At 63.3% G+C, this 19,901-nt stretch carries 17 protein-coding genes; 14 read left to right on the top strand and 3 right to left on the bottom strand.

Annotated elements, in window-relative coordinates:
- The first annotated feature begins 148 nt into the window (after positions 1–148).
- The 14 genes from J5M56_RS16030 to J5M56_RS15965 all read left to right on the top strand — a co-directional run bounded on the left by J5M56_RS16030 (position 149) and on the right by J5M56_RS15965 (position 14,260).
- The gene (locus J5M56_RS16030) at positions 149–1,174 is read left to right on the top strand and encodes an NAD(P)H-dependent glycerol-3-phosphate dehydrogenase (RefSeq protein ID WP_186478552.1); all 1,026 of its coding nucleotides are present in this window, start codon (positions 149–151) and stop codon (positions 1,172–1,174) included.
- A 15-nt stretch (positions 1,175–1,189) separates the two neighbouring features.
- Positions 1,190–1,537 carry a DUF4389 domain-containing protein gene (locus tag J5M56_RS16025; RefSeq protein WP_060478563.1) on the top strand — a complete coding sequence of 116 codons (348 nt, stop codon included), beginning with the start codon at positions 1,190–1,192 and terminating at the stop codon, positions 1,535–1,537.
- Positions 1,534–1,992 carry a phosphohistidine phosphatase SixA gene (gene sixA / locus J5M56_RS16020; protein ID WP_186478551.1) on the top strand — a complete coding sequence of 153 codons (459 nt, stop codon included), beginning with the start codon at positions 1,534–1,536 and terminating at the stop codon, positions 1,990–1,992. The genes J5M56_RS16025 and sixA overlap by 4 nt, the downstream gene beginning before the upstream one ends.
- A gap of 111 nt (positions 1,993–2,103) precedes the next feature.
- Positions 2,104–2,478 carry a hypothetical protein gene (locus J5M56_RS16015; protein WP_186478595.1) on the top strand — a complete coding sequence of 125 codons (375 nt, stop codon included), beginning with the start codon at positions 2,104–2,106 and terminating at the stop codon, positions 2,476–2,478.
- A 92-nt stretch (positions 2,479–2,570) separates the two neighbouring features.
- Positions 2,571–3,359: an alpha/beta hydrolase gene (locus J5M56_RS16010; protein ID WP_186478550.1), complete on the top strand. Its 789-nt coding sequence runs from the start codon at positions 2,571–2,573 to the stop codon at positions 3,357–3,359.
- Positions 3,356–4,210: an alpha/beta hydrolase gene (locus J5M56_RS16005; protein WP_186478549.1), complete on the top strand. Its 855-nt coding sequence runs from the start codon at positions 3,356–3,358 to the stop codon at positions 4,208–4,210. The genes J5M56_RS16010 and J5M56_RS16005 overlap by 4 nt, the downstream gene beginning before the upstream one ends.
- Before the next feature lie 109 nt (positions 4,211–4,319).
- Positions 4,320–5,114: a DUF4892 domain-containing protein gene (locus J5M56_RS16000; RefSeq protein WP_060478559.1), complete on the top strand. Its 795-nt coding sequence runs from the start codon at positions 4,320–4,322 to the stop codon at positions 5,112–5,114.
- Positions 5,115–5,126: 12 nt separating this feature from the next.
- A complete protein-coding gene (locus tag J5M56_RS15995; protein ID WP_186478548.1) occupies positions 5,127–6,173 on the top strand; it encodes an AI-2E family transporter in 1,047 nt (348 codons plus the stop codon).
- Positions 6,174–6,362: 189 nt separating this feature from the next.
- A complete protein-coding gene (kdpF, locus tag J5M56_RS15990; protein WP_060478558.1) occupies positions 6,363–6,452 on the top strand; it encodes a K(+)-transporting ATPase subunit F in 90 nt (29 codons plus the stop codon).
- Between the two features lie 9 nt (positions 6,453–6,461).
- Entirely contained in the window at positions 6,462–8,156 is a 1,695-nt protein-coding gene (kdpA, locus tag J5M56_RS15985; RefSeq protein ID WP_207937291.1) for a potassium-transporting ATPase subunit KdpA, read from the top strand.
- Between the two features lie 10 nt (positions 8,157–8,166).
- The gene (gene kdpB / locus J5M56_RS15980; RefSeq protein WP_207937290.1) at positions 8,167–10,221 is read left to right on the top strand and encodes a potassium-transporting ATPase subunit KdpB; all 2,055 of its coding nucleotides are present in this window, start codon (positions 8,167–8,169) and stop codon (positions 10,219–10,221) included.
- A 10-nt stretch (positions 10,222–10,231) separates the two neighbouring features.
- Entirely contained in the window at positions 10,232–10,783 is a 552-nt protein-coding gene (gene kdpC, locus J5M56_RS15975) for a potassium-transporting ATPase subunit KdpC (RefSeq protein WP_060478555.1), read from the top strand.
- 127 nt (positions 10,784–10,910) lie between these two features.
- Positions 10,911–13,565 carry a sensor histidine kinase KdpD gene (locus J5M56_RS15970; protein ID WP_186478545.1) on the top strand — a complete coding sequence of 885 codons (2,655 nt, stop codon included), beginning with the start codon at positions 10,911–10,913 and terminating at the stop codon, positions 13,563–13,565.
- Positions 13,562–14,260: a response regulator gene (locus tag J5M56_RS15965; protein WP_186478544.1), complete on the top strand. Its 699-nt coding sequence runs from the start codon at positions 13,562–13,564 to the stop codon at positions 14,258–14,260. Before J5M56_RS15970 ends, J5M56_RS15965 begins: the two co-directional genes overlap by 4 nt.
- Positions 14,261–14,267: 7 nt before the next feature.
- Here the strand turns inward: J5M56_RS15965 and J5M56_RS15960 are convergent, their stop codons facing one another.
- From J5M56_RS15960 to J5M56_RS15950, 3 genes are all read right to left on the bottom strand, one after another.
- Complete coding sequence (locus J5M56_RS15960; RefSeq protein ID WP_060478552.1) at positions 14,268–15,173, bottom strand: LysR family transcriptional regulator; 906 nt, start codon at positions 15,171–15,173, stop codon at positions 14,268–14,270.
- 63 nt (positions 15,174–15,236) lie between these two features.
- Positions 15,237–18,164: an aminotransferase gene (locus J5M56_RS15955; protein ID WP_186478543.1), complete on the bottom strand. Its 2,928-nt coding sequence runs from the start codon at positions 18,162–18,164 to the stop codon at positions 15,237–15,239.
- A 140-nt stretch (positions 18,165–18,304) separates the two neighbouring features.
- Positions 18,305–19,900 (bottom strand): ABC transporter ATP-binding protein, encoded by a 1,596-nt coding sequence (locus J5M56_RS15950; RefSeq protein ID WP_186478542.1) that lies wholly within the window; start codon positions 19,898–19,900, stop codon positions 18,305–18,307.
- Position 19,901: the final 1 nt, after the last annotated feature.

Here is a 19,901-nt window from a genome sequence, read left to right as displayed (position 1 = left end):
CAGCCTTGTCTGAGAGTTTAAACAGGCATGTTAACTGACCAGCAGGGTTTTGCCAGTGCGTCATTGGCGTTGCCAGCCTTGGCGCTTGGCAGTGGAGCCGTATAATGAACGGGTCGCCAATTAACCTAATGGCTTTAACGGATTGAATATGACTGAACAGCAACCTGTTGCAGTTCTGGGCGGTGGCAGCTTCGGCACCGCCGTGGCGAACCTGCTGGCTGAAAACGGTGTGCCGGTGCGCCAGTGGATGCGCGATCCCGAGCAGGCCGAGGCAATGCGGGTCAACCGTGAGAACCCCCGGTACCTCAAGGGTATCCGCCTGCAGGAGGGCGTCGAGCCGGTCAATGACCTGCTGAGCAGCTTGCAAGGCAGCGACCTTATTTTCGTCGCGCTGCCGTCCAGTGCTTTGCGCAGCGTACTGGCGCCCCATGCCCAGCTGCTGCGCGGCAAGTATCTGGTCAGCCTGACCAAGGGCATCGAGGCGCAGAGCTTCAAGCTCATGAGTCAGATACTCGAGGAAATTGCCCCTGAGGCTCGCATCGGCGTACTGTCCGGCCCCAACCTTGCCCGCGAGATCGCCGAGCATGCATTGACCGCCACAGTGGTTGCCAGCGAAGACGAACAACTGTGCCAGCGGGTGCAGGCCGTCCTGCACGGGCGCACGTTCCGGGTCTATGCCAGCAGTGACCGCTTCGGTGTCGAGTTGGGAGGGGCGCTGAAAAATGTCTATGCCATTATCGCCGGCATGGCCGTAGCCCTTGGCATGGGCGAAAACACCAAAAGCATGCTCATCACTCGGGCCCTGGCCGAGATGACCCGCTTTGCCGTCAGCCAAGGGGCCAACCCCATGACCTTCCTGGGCCTGGCCGGCGTTGGAGATCTGATCGTCACCTGCTCCTCGCCCAAGAGCCGCAATTACCAAGTGGGCCATGCACTGGGCCAGGGCCTGAGCCTGGAACAGGCTGTCACTCGCCTGGGAGAAGTGGCAGAAGGCGTCAACACGCTCAAGGTGCTCAAGGCCAAGGCCCAGGAAGTACAGGTCTACATGCCGCTGGTGGCAGGCCTGCACGCGATTCTGTTCGAAGGCCGCACGCTGAATCAGGTGATCGAGCACCTGATGCGTGCCGAGCCCAAAACAGACGTCGACTTCATTTCCATCAGCGGTTTCAACTGAACATAGGAGCAGTACATGAACGATACCCCCGAGCGAGCCCAGCGCGAGTCGATCATCCTGCGGGTGCTGTGGATGCTGGTGTTCCTGGTGGTCTGGCAGCTGGCCGAGCTGCTGCTCGGTGGCCTGGTGCTGGTGCAGCTGATCTATCGGTTGGTCTATGGCGCGCCGAGCGCCAGCATGATGAACTTCGGCGATAGTCTCAGCCAGTACCTGGCGCAGATCGGCCGGTTCGGTACTTTCCACACCGATCAAAAGCCTTGGCCGTTTGCCGACTGGCCGGCAGCGCGCGCACCAGAAGGTGAGGCACCCCACGCCGTGGCCCCGGCAGCACACCCGGTACGCGATGAAGAGCCTAAGTTATGAAGCTGTGGGTGCTACGCCATGGCGAGGCCGAGCAACGCGCCAATACCGACCCCCAGCGGCGGCTAACAGACCACGGCCGCGAGCAGGTGCTGCGCAGTGCGGCGCGGCTGCTGGGGCAGCCATTGCAGGCGATCATTGCCAGCCCGTACGTACGTGCACAACAAACCGCTGCCCTGGTGCATGACACGCTGGGCTTCGCGCAACCGGTGATCACTGTCCCTTGGCTGACCCCCGAGAGCGATGTGCGGCAGGTGATCAGTGAGCTTGAGCGGCTGGGCCTGGAACATGTGTTGCTGGTCAGCCACCAGCCTCTGGTGGGTGCCTTGGTCGGCATGCTGGAGCACGGTCATCTGCAGCAGCCGGTACCCATGACCACCGCCAGTCTGGCAGCGCTGGAAGGTGAGTGGCCGCTGGCCGGTCTGATGACGATGCGTGCGCTGACCAGGCCTGATTGACATTGAACAACTAGCATTTCTGCCAGTTGTCAGGCACTTGCAGGGCACGCAAGCTTGCGGTCACGGAAGACCAGCGCAATCACAGCCAGGGAGTAATGAATGAGCCAAATGATGCAAGAACTTTTGCGCTCCCTGGACCTGCAGCCCACCTTGGAAAGCGTGCAACGCAACAACCGCCTGGATTTTGCCCAATATGCCTTGCTGCGCGAGGCTGCCGACGCCAAGTTCTATCACCTGATGGGCCGCGTGCGCAGCAAGGCCGAGCAGCAACCTTTGGACAACTTGCAACTCGAGCAGGACCTGCAGGAACTTCAGCGATCGTGCATGCGCATGTCGCAACTACTGCAGACCAGCTGCCTGGCTCTGCGTCGCTTGCAGCTGGACCTCGAGGACCAGAGCTTGGCCCGCGAAGCACTGGAAAGCCAGATTGCGTACATGCAGGCCTGCCTTCGCCGCTCGCTGGCCAGTTTCGATCAGTCGGCATGACCTGATCGCCCTCGCTGATGACCTTTACGGGCGTTGCCGTTTACCCGCCGGGTGCAGACAATGGGCCATCACTCACATGCGGACCCGGCGCCATGTCGCAGCAGATCTTCTTCGCCCATGCCAACGGTTTTCCTTCGGCCACTTACGGCAAACTGTTCAGTGCCCTGGCGCCGGATTATCAGGTCAGTCACCTGGCCCAGCATGCCCACGACCCGCGTTTTCCGGTGAACGACAATTGGCAGAATCTGGTCGACGAACTGCTGCACCATCTGGAGCAGCAGGCGGCGCCGGTCTGGGGTGTTGGCCATTCGCTGGGTGGCGTGCTGCACCTGCATGCCGCCCTGCGCCGACCGGAGCTGTACCGCGGCGTGGTGATGCTCGATTCCCCCGTGCTGACCCGCGCTGACCAGTGGCTGCTGCGCACGGCCAAGCGCTTTGGCTTCATCGATCGCATCACCCCGGCCGCTCGTACCCTCGGGCGGCGTGAAACGTTTGCCGACCGAGATAGCGCCCGCGACTATTTCGCCAGCAAGTCGTTGTTTCGCCACTTCGACACCGACTGCCTGGAAGCCTACCTTGACCATGGCCTGCAGCAAGTCGAGCACGGGCTGCGTCTGCGTTTCGACCCGGCGACCGAAATCAGCATCTACCGCAGTATTCCACACATCAGCCCAGCGCCTGCACGCCAGTTGCAGGTGCCCCTGGCCATGGTGCGTGGCGAGCGCAGTTCGGTGATCCGCCGCCACCATGCACTGGCGGTGCGCAGCATGCCCCGCGGCGAATACCACAGCGTGCCGGGTGGGCATATGTTTCCACTGGAGCGGCCGACCGATACCGCCAGCCTGATCAAGGGCCTGTTCGACCGCTGGAGCCAGGCATGAGCGCCCAGGTCGAGGAGGTTCGCCTGAACCTGGGCCATATCGAGCTGGCGGCGCACTTGTTCGGCCCCGCCGATGGCCTGCCAGTGATTGCCCTGCATGGCTGGCTGGACAATGCCAACAGCTTCGCGCGCCTGGCTCCCTTGCTCAAAGGGTTGCGCATCGTCGCCCTTGATCTTGCCGGTCACGGTTATTCCGAACATCGGCCGCCGGGTGGGAGTTATGCACTGACCGACTATGCCCATGATGTGCTGCGGGTCGCCGAACAGTTAGGTTGGCACCGTTTTGCGCTGCTGGGGCATTCCTTGGGGGCGATCATCTCGGTGCAATTGGCAGGCGCCTTGCCTGAACGGGTCAGCCACCTCGCGTTGATCGACGGCGTCATTCCCCCCACCGGTGCCGAGCAGGACGCTGGCGAGCGCCTAGGCATGGCCTTGCAGGCCCAGCTACGCCTGGACGGCAAGCGCAAATCGGTTTACACCAGCCTGGAGCAGGGCGTGCAAGCGCGCATGAAAGGTATGGTTGCGGTCAGCCGTGAGGCCGCTGAGTTATTGGCCCAGCGTGGCCTGATGCCGGTGCCCGGTGGCTACAGCTGGCGCAGCGATAGCCGCCTGACGCTGCCTTCGCCGACGCGCTTGAGCCAGGCACAGGCGATGGCCTTCGTGCAAAGGGTCAACTGCCCGGTCAGCCTAGTGGTGGCTGCCCAGGGCATGCTGGCGCGCCATAGCGATTTGCTGGATCAGCTACCCTTCGAGCAGACGCTGCTGCAAGGGGGCCATCATCTGCACTTGAACGATGAACAGGGTGCGATCCTTGTCGCAGACTGTTTCAATCGCTTCTTTGGCTTTGCTTGACTTGCATCTGACAAGTGCCGAGGCTTGGCGGGTTGAACAGGGAGACAACCATGCAAATGCCAGACAACCTGGAGCTTCAACCCGGCGCGCTGCGCCGCATGGGCTGCCGATGAGCATGCCCGTATCCATCCATACTGCCGCCGCCGCTTGCTTGGCGTTGGCCAGCCCCCTGCTGTGGGCCGGCAGCCTGCCTGTGCCCGCGGACGCCAAGGTAGTGGACCTGCGACCGGCCGTGGAGCAGGAACGTGTCTATCCTATGGGCCCAGTGCGCAAGATCAGCGGCCGCCTGCGTGTCGATGACAAGATTGAAAGCCGTGGCCAGGTCAGCTCGGTCACCTACGAGCTGCCGGTCGAGCGTAGTGCTCGCGAAGCCTTCACTAGCGCCCGCGAGGCGCTACAGAACGAGGGCGGCTACCCGCTGTTCTGGTGCCAGGGCCGCGATTGCGGTGAAGGCAGCCTGTGGGCCAACGATGTGTTTGCCAACGCAAGGTTGAACGGCGGTGACGAGCAACAGGCGTTCATCCTGCTGCGCCGCTCGGCCGAGGAGGCCGACACCCTGGTCGCACTGTACAGCGTCACCCGGGGCAACCGCCGCGCCTACCTGCACGTGGAAGAGTTCGTCGCCGCCAGCCCGCTGGGCGAGATACTTCCCACAGCCGCCACGGTGCTGCGCGAACTGCGCGATACGGGCAAACTCGACTACCCGGATTTGGCTGCACCTCAGGAGAGTTGGGTCACTCTGCTGGCCCGCAGCCTGAACCTCGACAGTACTTTGCGCGTGAGCCTAAGTGGCGCCCAGGCCGGGGCCTGGCGCGAATTGCTGGGCAAGGCGGGCGTGCGCCTCAGCCGGCTTGAAGTCGGCGATGCGCCTACCGACGGCCTGCACCTGGAACTGATTCGTTGAGTGAGCATCGCCATGGGCATCAATGACCGCCTGTTGGTCCAGATTCTGCTGCTGGCATTGTTCGGCGCCACGCTGTGGGTGATGGCACCGTTCATGTCCGCGCTGTTATGGGGGGCCATCCTCGCTTTCGCCAGCTGGCCACTGATGCGTCTGCTGACGCGTGTGCTGGGAGGGCGCGAAACCTTGGCTGCCAGTGTGCTGACCGTGGCCTGGATTCTCATCGTCGCCTTGCCGCTGGTATGGCTGGGCTTCAACTTGGCCGATCACATACGCGACACCGTCGTCTTCGTACGTGACGTACAGGTCGATGGCCTGCCCGACGCACCGGACTGGCTTGGCGGCATCCCCTTCGTAGGTGAGCGCCTGGTCAGCGGGTGGCAGTCGCTGGACCAGCAAGGCGCGGCCCTGCTGGCATCGGTAAAACCCTACCTGGGGCAAGTGGGCAACTGGTTATTGGCACGCAGTGCGCAGATTGGCAGTGGCGTGCTGGAGCTGACCCTGAGCCTGATATTCGTGTTTTTCTTCTACCGGGACGGGCCACGGTTGTCGGCGTTCGTGCTGCGGCTGCTGAACCGGCTGGTGGGCGAACGCGCCGATTACTATCTGGAGCTGGTGGCAGGGACCGTGCAGCGGGTCGTCAATGGCGTGATCGGCACCGCAGCAGCTCAAGGCCTTCTGGCGCTGATAGGCTTTCTGATCGCAGGCGTGCCTGGGGCGATCGTTCTGGGGCTGGTGACCTTCATGCTCAGCCTGATCCCCATGGGGCCGCCGCTGGCGTGGATTCCGGCCACCGGCTGGCTGGTGTGGAAGGGCGAGTATGGCATGGCGGTGTTTCTCGGCATTTGGGGCACCTTCGTCATCAGCGGCGTGGACAACGTGCTCAAACCCTACCTGATCAGCCGAGGCGGCAACCTGCCGCTGGTGATCGTGCTGCTCGGCGTGTTCGGGGGGTTGATCGCCTTTGGCTTCATCGGTCTGTTCATCGGCCCGACTTTACTGGCGGTTGGTTACAGCCTGCTGCTGGAATGGAGCCGTAACGCGGCGCAGCCACAGCAGTAAACCGAAACTGGCCTGTTCGCAGGGTTACCCGCGAGCAGGCCGGCGCAGGCATTCGAGATTCCTCGTCTTTACGCATTCTTTATTCCCACCCCCACCCCCTGATCTCGCCTCTTTACGCCCATCACTCGGACAATTTCCCCGAAGCGGCCAATGCCGCAAGCCAATGCCGCAAAAAGGGGAGTTGCACTGATGTACATGCTCGACGGTCTGTCACTGCTGCTGGCAGTGGCTTTGGCAATTTACCTGCTGGTGGCGTTGCTGCACGCCGATCGCAGCTAGGGAGCAGCCATGCACAGTTACGATTACACGCTGCTGATCGTGTTTTTTGCTCTCGTGCTGTTGCCAGCACCTTGGCTCGGGCGTTTTTACTACAACGTCATGGAGGGACAACGTACGTGGTTGACGCCTGTGATGGGGCCGCTGGAGAAGGGCTGTTATCGCCTGGCAGGGGTCAATGCCGAACAGGCGCAGAACTGGAAGCAATACACCCTGGCCTTGCTGGCTTTCAACTTGGCGGGCTTCGTGCTGCTGTTCAGCGTGCTCATGCTGCAAGGCTCTTTGCCACTGAACCCGCAGCACTTGCCTGGCCTTGAGTGGTCTTTGGCGTTCAACACAGCGGTCAGCTTCGTCACCAACACCAACTGGCAGGCATACAGCGGCGAGGCTTCGGTCAGCTACCTGAGCCAGATGATGGGGCTTGCGGTGCAGAACTTCGTCAGCGCCGCCACCGGCCTTGCCGTGCTGGTCGCGCTGTGCCGCGGTATCGCTCGTCGCTGCACCAGCGATCTGGGCAACTTCTGGGTCGACATGACCCGGGCAACGCTCTATGGCCTGTTACCGCTGAGCCTGCTGTTGGCGCTGCTGCTGGTCTGGCAAGGCGTACCACAGACGTTTGCCGACTATGCCCACGCGCTGACGCTGCAGGGTACGGACCAGACCATCCCGCTCGGTCCAGCTGCTAGCCAGATCGCCATCAAGCAGTTGGGTACCAACGGTGGTGGCTTCTTCGGCGTCAACTCGGCGCACCCGTTCGAGAACCCCACGGCATTGAGCAACCTGTTCGAGGTGGTCTCGATCATCCTGATCCCAGTGGCTTTGGTATTTACCTTCGGGCATTACGTCAAAGACCTGCGCCAGAGCCGTGCAATCATTGGCTGCATGCTCGCCCTGTTTCTGATCGGGGGCGCCACGGCGCTGTGGTCGGAGTATCAGCCCAATCCGGCACTGGAAAGTGCCCAGGTGCAGCAGAGCGCGCCAATGGAAGGCAAGGAAAGCCGTTTCGGCACCACCGGTTCGGTGCTGTGGAGCGTGACTACCACGGCGGCCTCCAATGGCTCGGTCAATGCGATGCACGATAGCCTGAACCCGCTGACCGGCATGGTGGCCATGGTCAATATGATGGTTGGGGAAGTGATATTCGGCGGTGTCGGTGCCGGGCTCTACGGCATGTTGCTGTTCGTGCTGATCGCCGTGTTCCTGGCAGGGCTGATGATCGGCCGTACGCCGGAGTACCTTGGCAAGAAGCTGCAGGCCCGTGAAGTGCAACTGCTCGTGGCAACCCTGCTGGTGATGCCGGTTGGCGTTCTGGTGCTGGGGGCCCTTGCCGCCAGCTTGCCAGGCCCAGCTAGTGCCGTGAGCAACCCGGGCGCCCATGGATTCAGCCAGTTGCTGTATGCCTACACCTCAGGGGCCGCCAACAATGGTTCGGCGTTCGCAGGCTTTGGCGCCAATACGGTGTACCACAACCTGATGATCGGCTTTGCCATGCTCATTGGCCGCTTCGGCTACATCCTGCCGATCCTGGCCTTGGCCGGCAGCCTCGCAGCCAAACAGCGGGCGCCGCAGGGGAGCAACAGTTTCCCCACCCACGGCCCGCTATTCGCCGGCCTGCTGCTGGTGACCATCTTGTTGGTGGGTGGGCTGACCTTCTTGCCGGCCCTGGCCCTGGGGCCGATCGCTGAACAACTGAGCCTGGGTTTCTGAGGAACTATTCATGAACATGCCCATTCCTGAAATGAAAGCCTCACGCGGCACCAATGATCAGACGCGTATCGCGGCCCTGTGGCGGCCAGCCTTGCTCCAGGCCTTCGTCAAGCTGGACCCGCGCCAGCTCAAACGTTCGCCGGTGATGCTGGTGGTTGCTCTGACGGCTTTGCTCACAACTGCACTGTGCTTTGCGCCCGGCAATGGCGTCAGCACCGGTGTGGCTGCGCAGATCGCGCTATGGTTATGGTTCACCGTGCTGTTCGCCAACTTCGCCGAGGCCCTCGCCGAAGGGCGTGGCAAAGCCCGCGCCGATAGCCTCAAAGCCGGTAGCCAGGGGTTGACGGCGCAGCGGCGCAAACGTGATGGCAGTTTCGAGCCTGTGGCGGCCACGGCGCTGCGCAAGGATGATGTGGTACGCGTGGTGGCAGGCGAGATGATTCCGGGTGACGGCGAGGTGCTCGAGGGCATCGCTGCGGTCAATGAAGCTGCCATCACGGGTGAGTCCGCGCCGGTTATCCGCGAGTCTGGTGGCGACCGTTCGGCTGTCACCGGCAATACTCGGCTGGTCTCGGACTGGCTGCTGATCCGCATCACCAGCAATCCCGGCGAATCGACCCTGGACCGCATGATCGCGTTGGTCGAAGGTGCCAAGCGGCAGAAGACCCCCAATGAGATTGCTCTGGACATTCTGCTGATAGGCCTGACCCTGATCTTCCTGATTGTCGTCGTAACCCTGCAGCCCTTCGCCCATTTTGCCGGCGGCAGCCTACCGCTGATCTTTCTTGCCGCATTGCTGGTGACGCTGATACCCACCACCATCGGCGGCCTGCTCTCGGCCATTGGCATTGCCGGCATGGACCGTCTAGTGCGCCTTAACGTGATTGCCCGCTCTGGCCGTGCGGTGGAGGCGGCCGGCGATGTGCATACCTTGATGCTCGACAAGACCGGCACCATCACGTTTGGCAACCGCCGCTGCAGTGCGCTGTATGCTGCCCCCGGTGTGACCGCCAAGGAACTGGGGGAGGGTGCGATGTTCGCATCGCTTGCCGATGACACTGCCGAGGGCAAGTCGATCGTCGAGTACCTGCGTCAGTTGCACGATTTCATCGAACCCTCGCCAGGTCAGTACCAGGCGATTGCCTTCAGTGCCGAGACGCGCCTGTCGGGCATCGACTTTCAACAGCGCTGCTACCGCAAGGGTGCCGTCGATGCGGTGCTGGCCTTCGTCGGGATGCAGCGCCTGGAGATGCCAGTTGCCCTGGCCCGCGAGGTGGAACGCATCGCCCAGAGTGGTGGTACGCCGCTGTTGGTGTGTCTGGACAAGCGTCTGCTTGGCGTGATCCACCTCAAGGATGTGGTCAAGCCGGGCATCCGTGAACGCTTCGCCGAGCTGCGCAAGCTGGGTATTCGTACGGTGATGGTGACCGGTGACAACCCGCTGACCGCTGCTGCGATCGCTGCCGAAGCTGGGGTGGACGATGTATTGGCCGAGGCCACACCCGAGAAGAAATTGGCGCGCATCCGTCAGGAGCAGAACGACGGCCGCTTGGTGGCGATGTGCGGCGATGGCGCCAACGACGCCCCGGCGCTGGCCCAGGCGGATGTCGGCATGGCCATGAACGACGGCACCCAGGCCGCCCGTGAGGCCGCCAACATGGTTGACCTGGACAGCGACCCGACCAAGCTGCTGGACGTGGTGCAGGTAGGCAAGGAGCTGCTGGTCACTCGTGGGGCGCTGACGACGTTTTCCATCGCCAACGATGTGGCCAAGTACTTCGCCATCCTGCCGGCGCTGTTCGCCGCTATCTACCCGCAACTGGGCGTGCTCAACCTGATGCAGCTGGTCAGCCCGCAGAGCGCGATCCTCTCGGCGATTGTCTTCAACGCACTGATCATCATCGTATTGATCCCCCTGGCGCTGCGCGGTGTGCGCGTGCAGGCGGCAAGTGCAGCGCACCTGTTGCGACGCAATCTGCTGATCTATGGCGTGGGGGGCATCATCGTACCCTTTGCCGGGATCAAGCTGATCGACATCGTGCTCAACGCCCTGCACCTGGTCTGAGGAGGCCACCATGAAGCATTACCTACGCCCGGCCTTGAGCCTGATCCTGTTGATGGCCGTCATCACTGGGGGGCTTTACCCGCTGGTGGTGACCGGGGTGGCCCAAGTGGCGTTCCCGGAGCAAGCCAACGGAAGCCTCGTGCGCGATGATCAAGGGCGAGTGCGCGGTTCGGCGCTGATCGCCCAGGATTTCCAAGGCGATAGCTGGTTCCATTCGCGGCCTTCGGCGGGCGCATTCGCCACGGTAGCCAGCGCTGCGAGCAATTTGGCGCCGAGCAACCCAGCCCTGGCCGAACGGATCACGACGGATGCCGCTGCCCTCTACCAGGCTCAGTTGGGGCCGGTGCCGCAAGCGCTGCTGACTACCTCTGCCAGCGGCCTGGACCCACACCTGCCGCCAGCAGCGGTCGCTTACCAGATCCCTCGGGTGGCGGCGGCGCGGCAGTTGCCTGTGGCGCGCTTGCAAGGCTTGGTGGAAGAGGCCACCCTCCACCCATTGGTCGGGCCGCCGGTGGTCAATGTACTGGCCTTGAACCAGAGCCTGGACAAACTCGGCCATTGACTATGATCGCTTAGCGCCAATCCTCAGAAGTGGCTCTAGGCGCTAAGCGGTCACAGTTCACCAAGCCAGTAGCTCCCCCATTGACGGCGTTCGCGCCTGCAGGTGTTCGCAGGAAACAGGATGAAAGATGAGTGATTCCACCCGCGCAGATGCGCTGTTGGCCAGCCTGCCGCGCAGCGGTCGCGGCAGGCTGAAGGTGTTCCTCGGTGCAGCCCCCGGTGTGGGCAAGACCTTTGCCATGCTCCAGGCCGCCCATGCCCAGCAACGCCAAGGTGTGCAGGTGCTTGCCGGGGTGGTCGAAACCCACGGCCGCGCCGAAACCGAAGCGCTGCTGGCCGGTTTGCACCAGCAGCCGCTGCTGCGCAGCGAGTACCGTAGTGTCACCCTCGAGGAGATGGACCTGGACGGCCTGCTCAAGGCGGCGCCGGCTCTGGTCCTGGTCGACGAGCTGGCACATACCAACGCGCCCGGCAGCCGCCACACCAAACGCTGGCAGGATGTGCAGGAGCTGCTTGCCGCTGGTATCGATGTGTACACCACGGTCAACGTCCAGCACCTGGAAAGCCTCAACGACAAGGTTCGTGGCATTACCGGGGTGCAAGTGCGTGAAACCTTGCCAGACTGGGTGCTGCAAGAAGCCTTCGAGCTGGTGCTGATCGACCTGCCACCGCGCGAGCTGCTTGAACGCCTGCGTGAAGGCAAGGTTTACGTACCGGAGCAGGCACGGGCCGCTATCGATGCCTACTTTTCGCCCACCAACCTGACCGCTTTGCGTGAGCTGGCCATGCAGACCGCCGCCGCCCAAGTCGACGCGGACCTCGCCCACGGCTACCGCCTGCGTGGTGAGGCGGCCCCAGCCTTGCGTGGGCGCCTGCTGGTGGGCGTGGACGGTGACGAGCAGGCTGAACGCTTGGTGCGGCACGCCAGCCGGGTTGCCCAGCGTCGTCATTTGCCCTGGAGCCTAGTGCACGTTGACAACGGCCGGCTGCGTGACGAAACGGCCCGCCAGCGCCTGCAGGCAGCTCAACAATTGGCCGAGCGCCTGGGGGGCGAGGTGGTGTTGCTGCGTGCCGGCGAGGTCGCACGCACCTTGATCCAGCACGCACGCGAGCGCCGCGCCAGCTTGGTGCTGGTTGGCCAATCCCGTGACCGTCTTCGCCGGCGCCTGTTCGGTGCCGGTGTTGGCGCCCGGCTGCTGCGCGAAAACCATGGCCTGGAGATCAACGTGCTGGACCGCGACAGCCAGGCACGCCCAGCCCATGCAGCGGTCAGCCGAGTGTGGGTCTGGCGCCACTACCTGCTGGCGCTGATGGCAACGGCGTTGGCCGCAGGCCTGGCGTGGGCCGTGTCGAACGTGCTGGCGCTGCCGAACATCTCACTGGTGTTTCTCGCCGCCGTACTGCTGGTGGCGGTGCGCAGTAGCCTGGGGCCGGCACTGGCCTGTGCAGCGCTGTCATTCCTGACATACGACTTTTTGTTCATCCCGCCGAACTTCTCATTCAGTATCCAGCGCGAGGAAGACGTGCTGACGCTGGTGTTCTTCCTGCTCATGGCCGCCCTAACCGGCAACCTTGCCGCCCGTCAGCGCAGCCAGCTCAAGGCGCTGCGGGACACTCAGGCGCAAACCAATCAGTTGCTCGATCTGTCACGACGACTGACCGGTGCTGCCGATCGTCAGGCTGTGCTCGATGCTGCCGGCAGACACCTCAATGCTTGGAGCGACGCGCAGGTGTGCCTGCTGGAGCGCGACGATGAAGGCTTGCTGCAAGTGGCAAGCGGTGATGCCCAAGCCTTGAGCGACAACGAGCGTGCCGCCGCCGAGTGGGCCTGGCAGCATGGCCAGGCCGCAGGCCTGGGCAGCGATACGCTGCCCGATGGCCGTTGGTGGTGGTGGCCATTGGCGGTTGAAGATCAGCCGCAGGCTTTGCTGGGGGTTCGCCCGCGCTCTGGGCAGCCGCTGAGCGCTCAGCGGCGGCGGCTGCTGATGGCCCTTGGGCAACCCCTGGCTCAGGCGTTGGCCAGGGCGCGATTGGGCGAGCAGCTCGAAGCAGCCCGCCTGCACGGCGAAACCGAGCAGCTGCGCAGCGCCTTGTTGGCATCGGTCTCCCATGACCTGCGCACCCCACTGACGGCCATGCGGGGCAGCATCGACAGCTTGCTGGCGCTGGGCGAAGCGATCCCTGTTCAAGACCGCCGCGAGCTGCTCGAAGGTACGCGTGATGAGGCCGAGCGCCTCGATCGCTACATCCAGAACCTGCTCGACATGACCCGACTGGGCCACGGTGGCCTCAAGCTTGCTCGCGATTGGGTGGCCCCTGCCGACATCGTCGGCAGTGCCCTGAACCGCCTACGCGCGGTGTTGGCGCCGCTGCAGGTGCGCACCCACGTGCCTGGGGAACTGCCGCTGTTGTTCGTTCACGCGGCCTTGATCGAACAGGCCCTGATCAACGTGCTAGAGAACGCCGCCCGCTTCTCACCTCCCCAAGGCCGCCTAGAGCTGCAGGTGTCGGTGCAGGGCCAGCACCTGCAGTTCGCCGTCAGCGACCAGGGGCCGGGGATCCCCGTCGCCGAACGCGAGAAGATCTTCGACATGTTCTACACCGCCGCCCGCGGCGATCGCGGTGGCCAGGGCACTGGCCTGGGCCTGGCGATCTGCCAGGGCATGATCGGCGCCCATGGAGGGCAGATCCTGGTCGGTGAAGGCATCGATGGCCATGGCACTTGCATCACTCTATGCTTGCCGCTGCCCCAGCAACCTGAAGCCGAAAGCGAAACCCCATGAGCCAGTCCGCCACCTTATTGGTCATCGACGACGAACCGCAGATCCGCAAGTTCCTGCGTATTAGCCTCAGCTCCCAGGGTTACAAGGTGATCGAGGCCGCCACCGGCAGCGAAGGCCTGGCGCAGGCTGCGTTGGCCAGGCCAGACCTGGTGGTGCTCGACCTGGGTTTGCCGGACATGGACGGGCAGCAGGTGCTGCGTGAGTTGCGTGAGTGGAGCGCCGTGCCGGTGCTGGTATTGTCGGTGCGGGCCAGCGAAGTCCAGAAGGTCGATGCGCTCGATGGTGGCGCCAATGACTATGTGACCAAGCCCTTCGGCATCCAGGAGTTTCTGGCCCGGGTGCGGGCGCTGCTGCGCCAGGTGCCGCAGTCGGGCGGCAGTGAAGTGGCGGTCAGCTTTGGCCCTTTGCGCGTGGATTTCGCTTTTCGCAAAGTCACTCTCGATGGCGTGGAAATCGCCCTGACGCGCAAAGAGTATGCCTTGCTGGCGCAATTGGCCGGGCACCCGGGGAGGGTGATCACCCAGCAGCAATTGCTCAAGGACATCTGGGGGCCCACCCACGTCGACGACACCCACTACCTGCGGATTGTGGTGGGGCACTTGCGGCACAAGCTCGGCGATGACCCCACCGCGCCGCGGTTCATCATCACCGAAGCCGGCGTGGGGTATCGATTGGTCGCGCCAACTGCGGCTTGATTGCGCCTCAGGCCCTGGCCGGTTCCGTTTCGAACAGCTGGCGCATCACCTCAAGATAACGCCGCGCACCCAAGCCCAAGGGTCGTGGCTTGAGCCAAATGATGTCGACCCACAGCCGCAAGCGACTGGCCATGTTGTCAAAGCGCACTTCAGCCAGTGCTCCTGAGGCGATCAATGGCTCGACCAACGGCTGTGGCAGATAGGCCCAACCCAGCCCGGACTGCACCAGGTCCAAAGTCGCCAGGTAGCTGTCGGTCAACCATATCCGCCGCGACAGCACCATGCGCGGGTCGGAGCCGGTGGCCTTGCCGGAGGCCACGATGATCTGGCGCTGTTCGGCGAAGGCTTCCTCTGGCAGTGGCGTGCCGCTGTTGTTGCCGGCGGGGTGGCGTGGCGAGGCCACGGCCACCAGCAGCTGGCTGCCAGCTTCGAGAAATGATTCGCGCTCGTCGATACCAGGGCGCTCGAACACCAGTGCCAGCTGCACACTGCCGTCATGCAGCAAACGCACTGCTTCGGTTTGAGTCGCCGAGCGCACTTCGACTTCAAGGCTTGGAAACTCCTTGGCCAGTACTTCCAACGGCTGGCTCCAGCGGCCGGTCTGCAGCTCTGGGGCCATGGCGATGGTCAGGCGCTTTTCCAGCCCCTGATGTAGTTGCAGGGCTTGTGCATCGAGCAGGTTTAGCTGGCAGATGACCTGCCGCGCCTGTGGCTCCAAGGCCAAGGCGGCGCTGGTGGGCAGCGCCTTGCGTGTGGCTCGGTCGAACAGCGGCAGGTCCAGTTCGGCCTCCAGTTGCGCGATGGCCATGCTCACCGCCGACGGCACGCGCCCCAATTTGCGTGCTGCCGCTGAGAATGAGCCCGCTTCCAGGACGGCGAGGAAAATGGCCAGGGAGTCGCTGCTAAATGCCATGGGCGCAAACCTTGAGCAAGGGCCGGAAAGTATGAACACTGCACGGCCCGGTTGACAGCCCCCTTACAGACCTTCGCTCAACACACGGTCGATGCTGTCGACGAAATAATCGACGCTGGCGCGAGTGGTACACATGGGCGGCTTGATCTTGAGAATGTTCAAGTGGTCGCCAGTCGGCTGCATGAAGATCCCCAGCTCACGCAGGCGGTCGCAAAGCGCCATGGTTTCCTCGGTTGCAGGCTCCAGGGTTTCCCGGTCGCGTACCAGCTCCAGGCCCAGGTAGAACCCCGAGCCGTGGGCGGCACCGGCCAGCGGGTGCTTGCCTACCAGTGCCTGCAGGCGCGCCTTGAAATAGCGGCCAGTGTCGCGAGCGTTGTCCCACAGGCCTTCTTCCTGCATCACGTCCAGTACCGCCATGCCGATGCGGCAACTGACCGGGCTGCCGCCGGCCGATGAAAAGAAATAGCCCTCCGCTTCCAGTGCCTCGGCAATCTCGCGGCGGGTGATCACCACACCCAGCGGCTGGCCGTTGCCCATGCCCTTGGCCATGGTGATGATGTCCGGCACCACGCCCTGTTCCTCAAAGCCCCAGAAGTACTCGCCTAGGCGGCCGTAGCCCACCTGTACCTCGTCGGCGATGCATACCCCGCCGCGGGCGCGAACCTTGGCATAGGCCCCGCGCAGGTAACCGGCCGGTAGCGAGATACCGCCAGCATTGCCGTAAACGGGCTCGCAGATGATGCCGGCCAACTGGCGGCCACGGCCATCGAGCTCGGCCAGCTTGGCGTCGACGTCGCGCAGGTAGCCCTCGGCAGTGTCGGGCCCACGCAAGCGCCCGCGAAAGGTGTTCGGCGCCTCTACTGGGTGTACCCAGTCCGGTCGGGTTTCCAGAGCCTGCGGGTTGTCGGCGATGGAGGTGGAAATGGCGTCGGTGGCCACCGACCAGCCGTGGTAAGCCTCCAGTACGCTAAGCAGGTCGCGGCCGCCGCTGTAGGCCCATGCCAGGCGGATGGCCAGGTCATTGGCCTCGGTGCCGCTGTTGACCATGAAGACCCGGTCGAAGCCCTCAGGGGCCAGTTCGAGCAGGCGTTCGGAGAACTCGGTGATGGCAGCGTAATGGAAACGCGAGTTGGTGTTGAGCAGTGACCATTGGCGCGCAGATTCGGCGACCATGCGCGGGTGTCCGTGCCCCAGCACTGCGACGTTGTTGAGCATGTCCAGGTAGGAGCGTCCTTGCATGTCGATCAGGTAGTTGCGCCAGCCGCGCTCGATCTGTGGCGGTTGTTCATAATAGTGTTTCTGCGAGCGGGCAAAGCTGGCGTCGCGCCGGGCCAGAAGGGCCTGTGGGTCGGGCAACGGCTCAGCATTACAATCGATGCCCAGTAGTACCGCTGGCGACGGGCATAGCGCCAGCCAGGCAGCGGCTTGCGAAGGCGTGGCGAAAAACGGCGGTTCTAGGTGCGTGTCCAGACACAGCTGCACACTCAGCAAGCCGGCGCTAGTGCCCAGGGATTGCCCAGGCGCAACTGCCTGGCCATCGGCAAGGGCGCCTTCCAAACCCTGCAACCAAAGGGCCCAGTTCGGTGTGCGCAAGCAGCCGCGTCCACCGCTGTGGTGATGCCAGGTACCCGCTGCGGGCGCCTGTATGCGCTGGCCAAAGGGCACATGCAGGTCTACGCCCAGGGCGCACGTGGCGGGTTCTTCGGCGCGGTCGATGTGGGTTTGTGACAGGCGGTATTGCCCATGCAGGGTGCAGGCCGGTGCCGGCTGCGTGGCAAGCAGATGCTGGTCAAAGCCCGCCTGCTCCCAGTTCCCGGCTTCGTAATGGCGGCTGAGCACGCTCAGGTCGATGCGGTTGACGGGCTTGCCTGCCAGTTCAGGCAGTAAAGGTAGGCAGGCGCTGAACTCTACAGTGTCCGTCTTGAGGCCAGCAGCCTGGAGAATCGCCGCTTGCATAAGGCTCAGAGGCACGGCGGTGGCGGTATCGAAGATTTGCCACTCATGGGCGACGTTGGCGCGGGTGTATTCGTTGCCGGGGTCCACGGCCAGTTGTTGCGCGCTGCTCAGCACTAGCACCGCGGCACGGTTGAGCACCATTGGCCATAGCGCGCGCAGTTCGGCTTCGGTCAGTGGGTTGAGCGCCTGGTAGGCGCTGACTGCGGGCAGAATGCGCAGCGGGTCGCCTTCTGCATGGTGCAGTAAGGCTGAGCAGGTCACCGATAGGTCGGCCACGCGCCAGGTACGCGACAGGTCGCCAAAGTCGATCACCCCCTGCAGTTGCCATTGGCGCTGCTGGTCGCGGGCCCAGACGGTGTTGTCATCGGTGATGTCCAAGTGCACCGCTTGGGTCGGCAGCAGATCAGCCAATGGGGCCAGGTGCTCGCTGGCCAAGCGTGTGGCTTGCTCGACGCGCAAGCGTTGCCCGGCATCTTGCAGCACTGGCAGTAGATGCGCGATCAGCGCCTGGGCGTGGCGAGGATCCCACTGCAGGGTACGTTCAAGGCCTGGGTGGTCGAACCCGACCAAGGCTTTGTCAAGGCGTGCGCACAGCGCGCCCAGTTCGGCCATCAGGCGTTGCGGCATGTGTTTGAGGCGGGTCAACGGCTGGCCATCGATGTAGTCGAGCAGGCGTACCCGCAGGGGTTGGCCTTCGATCTCCACTGCCAGCAAGTTTTCGCCAGTTTGCGCTGCTTGCACCGCTGGCACTGGCAGGCCCTGATCGTGCAGGTAGGCCAGGGCGGCATGCTGTGCCTGCAATTCGACCTGGGCATAGCTGGCGTGGCAGGCTTTGAGCACGAAGCGACCTTCAGGCGCATCCACGCGCAGGTTCAGGTCTTGCTGGCTGCCCAGCGATGACAGTTCGCCCGCCAGACCATACTGCGCCTGCAGTAGCGCATGCGCCTGGGCTTGGCTAAGCGACGGGCTGGGCAGGCCTGAGCGCTGGATCAACGTGTCGAGGGCAGGGGACGTGGGCTGTTGTTGGCTAGGCATGGATTCTACCGTTGCTGCAGGGAGTTGACCGGGCAGAATTTATGCCCGATCTGGCTGATGATGAAAGACAATCGTGATCAGAAATTCTGACAACGATTGCCATCCACCTGCCAACCCCTAAACACCGTCACGTGCCTGCTCTAGCTCAAGAAAGCCGCTTCCAGCAGTTGCTGCGTGTACGCGTGCTGCGGGGCATGGAAGATAGTTTGCGCATCCCCTTGCTCCACCACATGCCCGTGCTTGATCACCATCAACTGGTGGCTCAATGCTTTCACCACCGCCAGGTCATGGCTGATGAACAGATAAGTCAGGTTGTACTTGTGCTGCAGATTGCGCAGCAACTCCACCACCTGCCGCTGCACCGTGCGGTCCAGTGCCGAAGTCGGCTCATCCAGCAGGATGAGGGCTGGTTTCAATACCAATGCTCTGGCGATGGCGATACGCTGGCGCTGGCCGCCAGAAAACTCATGCGGGTAGCGGTGGCGGGTGCTCGGGTCCAGGCCCACTTCTTCCAGCGCCGCAGTGATCGCGGCTTGCTGCTCGGCAGGCGTGCCGATCTTGTGAATCCGTAGCCCCTCGCCGACGATGTCCGCCACACACATGCGCGGGCTCAAGCTGCCGAATGGGTCCTGGAACACCACCTGCATCTCTCGGCGCAGTGGACGTACCTGTTTCTGGTTGAGCCCTTGCAGTTGCTGACCGTGGAAACGAATGCCGCCCTGACTGGAGATCAGGCGCAAGATCGCCAGACCCAGCGTCGATTTGCCCGACCCGGACTCACCGACGATTCCCAACGTCTGCCCTTGTGGCAGGCTGAAGTTGACGCCGTCCACTGCCTTTACGTGGTCAACCGTCTTACGCAACAGGCCCTTTTTGATCGGGAACCACACCTTCAGGTCTTCGACCTCCAGTAAAGGCGCGCCAACTGGATTGTGCGCAGGCAGCCCGCTAGGCTCGGCGTTGATCAGCATTTGCGTGTAGGGGTGCTGTGGCGCACTGAACAGGGTCGCGCACTCAGCCTGTTCGACAATCTGCCCGCGCTGCATCACGCACACCCGGTGGGCAATGCGCCGCACCAGGTTGAGGTCGTGGCTGATTAACAGCAATGCCATGCCCAGGCGCGCTTGCAGTTGCTTGAGCAGCTCGAGAATCTTCAGCTGCACAGTCACATCGAGCGCTGTGGTGGGTTCGTCGGCAATCAGCAGCTCGGGCTCGTTGGCCAGCGCCATGGCAATCATCACCCGCTGACGCTGGCCGCCTGAAAGCTCATGGGGTAACGCCTTGAGGCGTTTATGCGGTTCGGGGATACCGACCATTTCCAGCAGTTCCAGGGTTCGTGCGGTGGCTTGCTTGCCGGTCAGGCCTTTATGCAACAGCAGGATCTCGTTGATCTGCTTTTCGATGCTATGCAGCGGGTTCAACGAGGTCATCGGCTCCTGGAAAATCATCGCGATGCGGTCGCCACGAATGCGCTGCATGGTCTTTTCGCTTTGCTTAAGCAGGTCTTTGCCTTCGTAGCCAATGCTGCCGCCAGGGTGACGGGCAAGCGGGTAGGGCAAAAGGCGCAGGATCGAATGCGCGGTCACCGATTTACCCGAACCGCTTTCGCCGACCAGCGCCAGGGTTTCACCCTTGCGGATGTCGAAGCTGATGCCGTCGACCACACGGTTGACCTGCTCGCCGGTGACAAACTCCACGGCCAGGTCGCGCACTTCGATCAGGTTCTGTTCGCTCATT

This window comes from Pseudomonas sp. 51_B (genome assembly GCF_017491595.1).
GTDB classification, from domain to species: domain Bacteria; phylum Pseudomonadota; class Gammaproteobacteria; order Pseudomonadales; family Pseudomonadaceae; genus Aquipseudomonas; species Aquipseudomonas promysalinigenes.
The sequence above is the reverse complement of the archived record's forward strand: the minus strand, read 5'-3'. Positions and strand labels throughout refer to the sequence as shown.

Coding starts and splice junctions, on each gene's coding strand:
- J5M56_RS16030 (WP_186478552.1), top strand. CDS start 149: ATGACTGAACAGCAACCTGTTGCAGTTCTGGGCGGTGGCAGCTTCGGC.
- J5M56_RS16025 (WP_060478563.1), top strand. CDS start 1,190: ATGAACGATACCCCCGAGCGAGCCCAGCGCGAGTCGATCATCCTGCGG.
- sixA (WP_186478551.1), top strand. CDS start 1,534: ATGAAGCTGTGGGTGCTACGCCATGGCGAGGCCGAGCAACGCGCCAAT.
- J5M56_RS16015 (WP_186478595.1), top strand. CDS start 2,104: ATGCAAGAACTTTTGCGCTCCCTGGACCTGCAGCCCACCTTGGAAAGC.
- J5M56_RS16010 (WP_186478550.1), top strand. CDS start 2,571: ATGTCGCAGCAGATCTTCTTCGCCCATGCCAACGGTTTTCCTTCGGCC.
- J5M56_RS16005 (WP_186478549.1), top strand. CDS start 3,356: ATGAGCGCCCAGGTCGAGGAGGTTCGCCTGAACCTGGGCCATATCGAG.
- J5M56_RS16000 (WP_060478559.1), top strand. CDS start 4,320: ATGAGCATGCCCGTATCCATCCATACTGCCGCCGCCGCTTGCTTGGCG.
- J5M56_RS15995 (WP_186478548.1), top strand. CDS start 5,127: ATGGGCATCAATGACCGCCTGTTGGTCCAGATTCTGCTGCTGGCATTG.
- kdpF (WP_060478558.1), top strand. CDS start 6,363: ATGTACATGCTCGACGGTCTGTCACTGCTGCTGGCAGTGGCTTTGGCA.
- kdpA (WP_207937291.1), top strand. CDS start 6,462: ATGCACAGTTACGATTACACGCTGCTGATCGTGTTTTTTGCTCTCGTG.
- kdpB (WP_207937290.1), top strand. CDS start 8,167: ATGAACATGCCCATTCCTGAAATGAAAGCCTCACGCGGCACCAATGAT.
- kdpC (WP_060478555.1), top strand. CDS start 10,232: ATGAAGCATTACCTACGCCCGGCCTTGAGCCTGATCCTGTTGATGGCC.
- J5M56_RS15970 (WP_186478545.1), top strand. CDS start 10,911: ATGAGTGATTCCACCCGCGCAGATGCGCTGTTGGCCAGCCTGCCGCGC.
- J5M56_RS15965 (WP_186478544.1), top strand. CDS start 13,562: ATGAGCCAGTCCGCCACCTTATTGGTCATCGACGACGAACCGCAGATC.
- J5M56_RS15960 (WP_060478552.1), bottom strand. CDS start 15,173: ATGGCATTTAGCAGCGACTCCCTGGCCATTTTCCTCGCCGTCCTGGAA.
- J5M56_RS15955 (WP_186478543.1), bottom strand. CDS start 18,164: ATGCCTAGCCAACAACAGCCCACGTCCCCTGCCCTCGACACGTTGATC.
- J5M56_RS15950 (WP_186478542.1), bottom strand. CDS start 19,900: ATGAGCGAACAGAACCTGATCGAAGTGCGCGACCTGGCCGTGGAGTTT.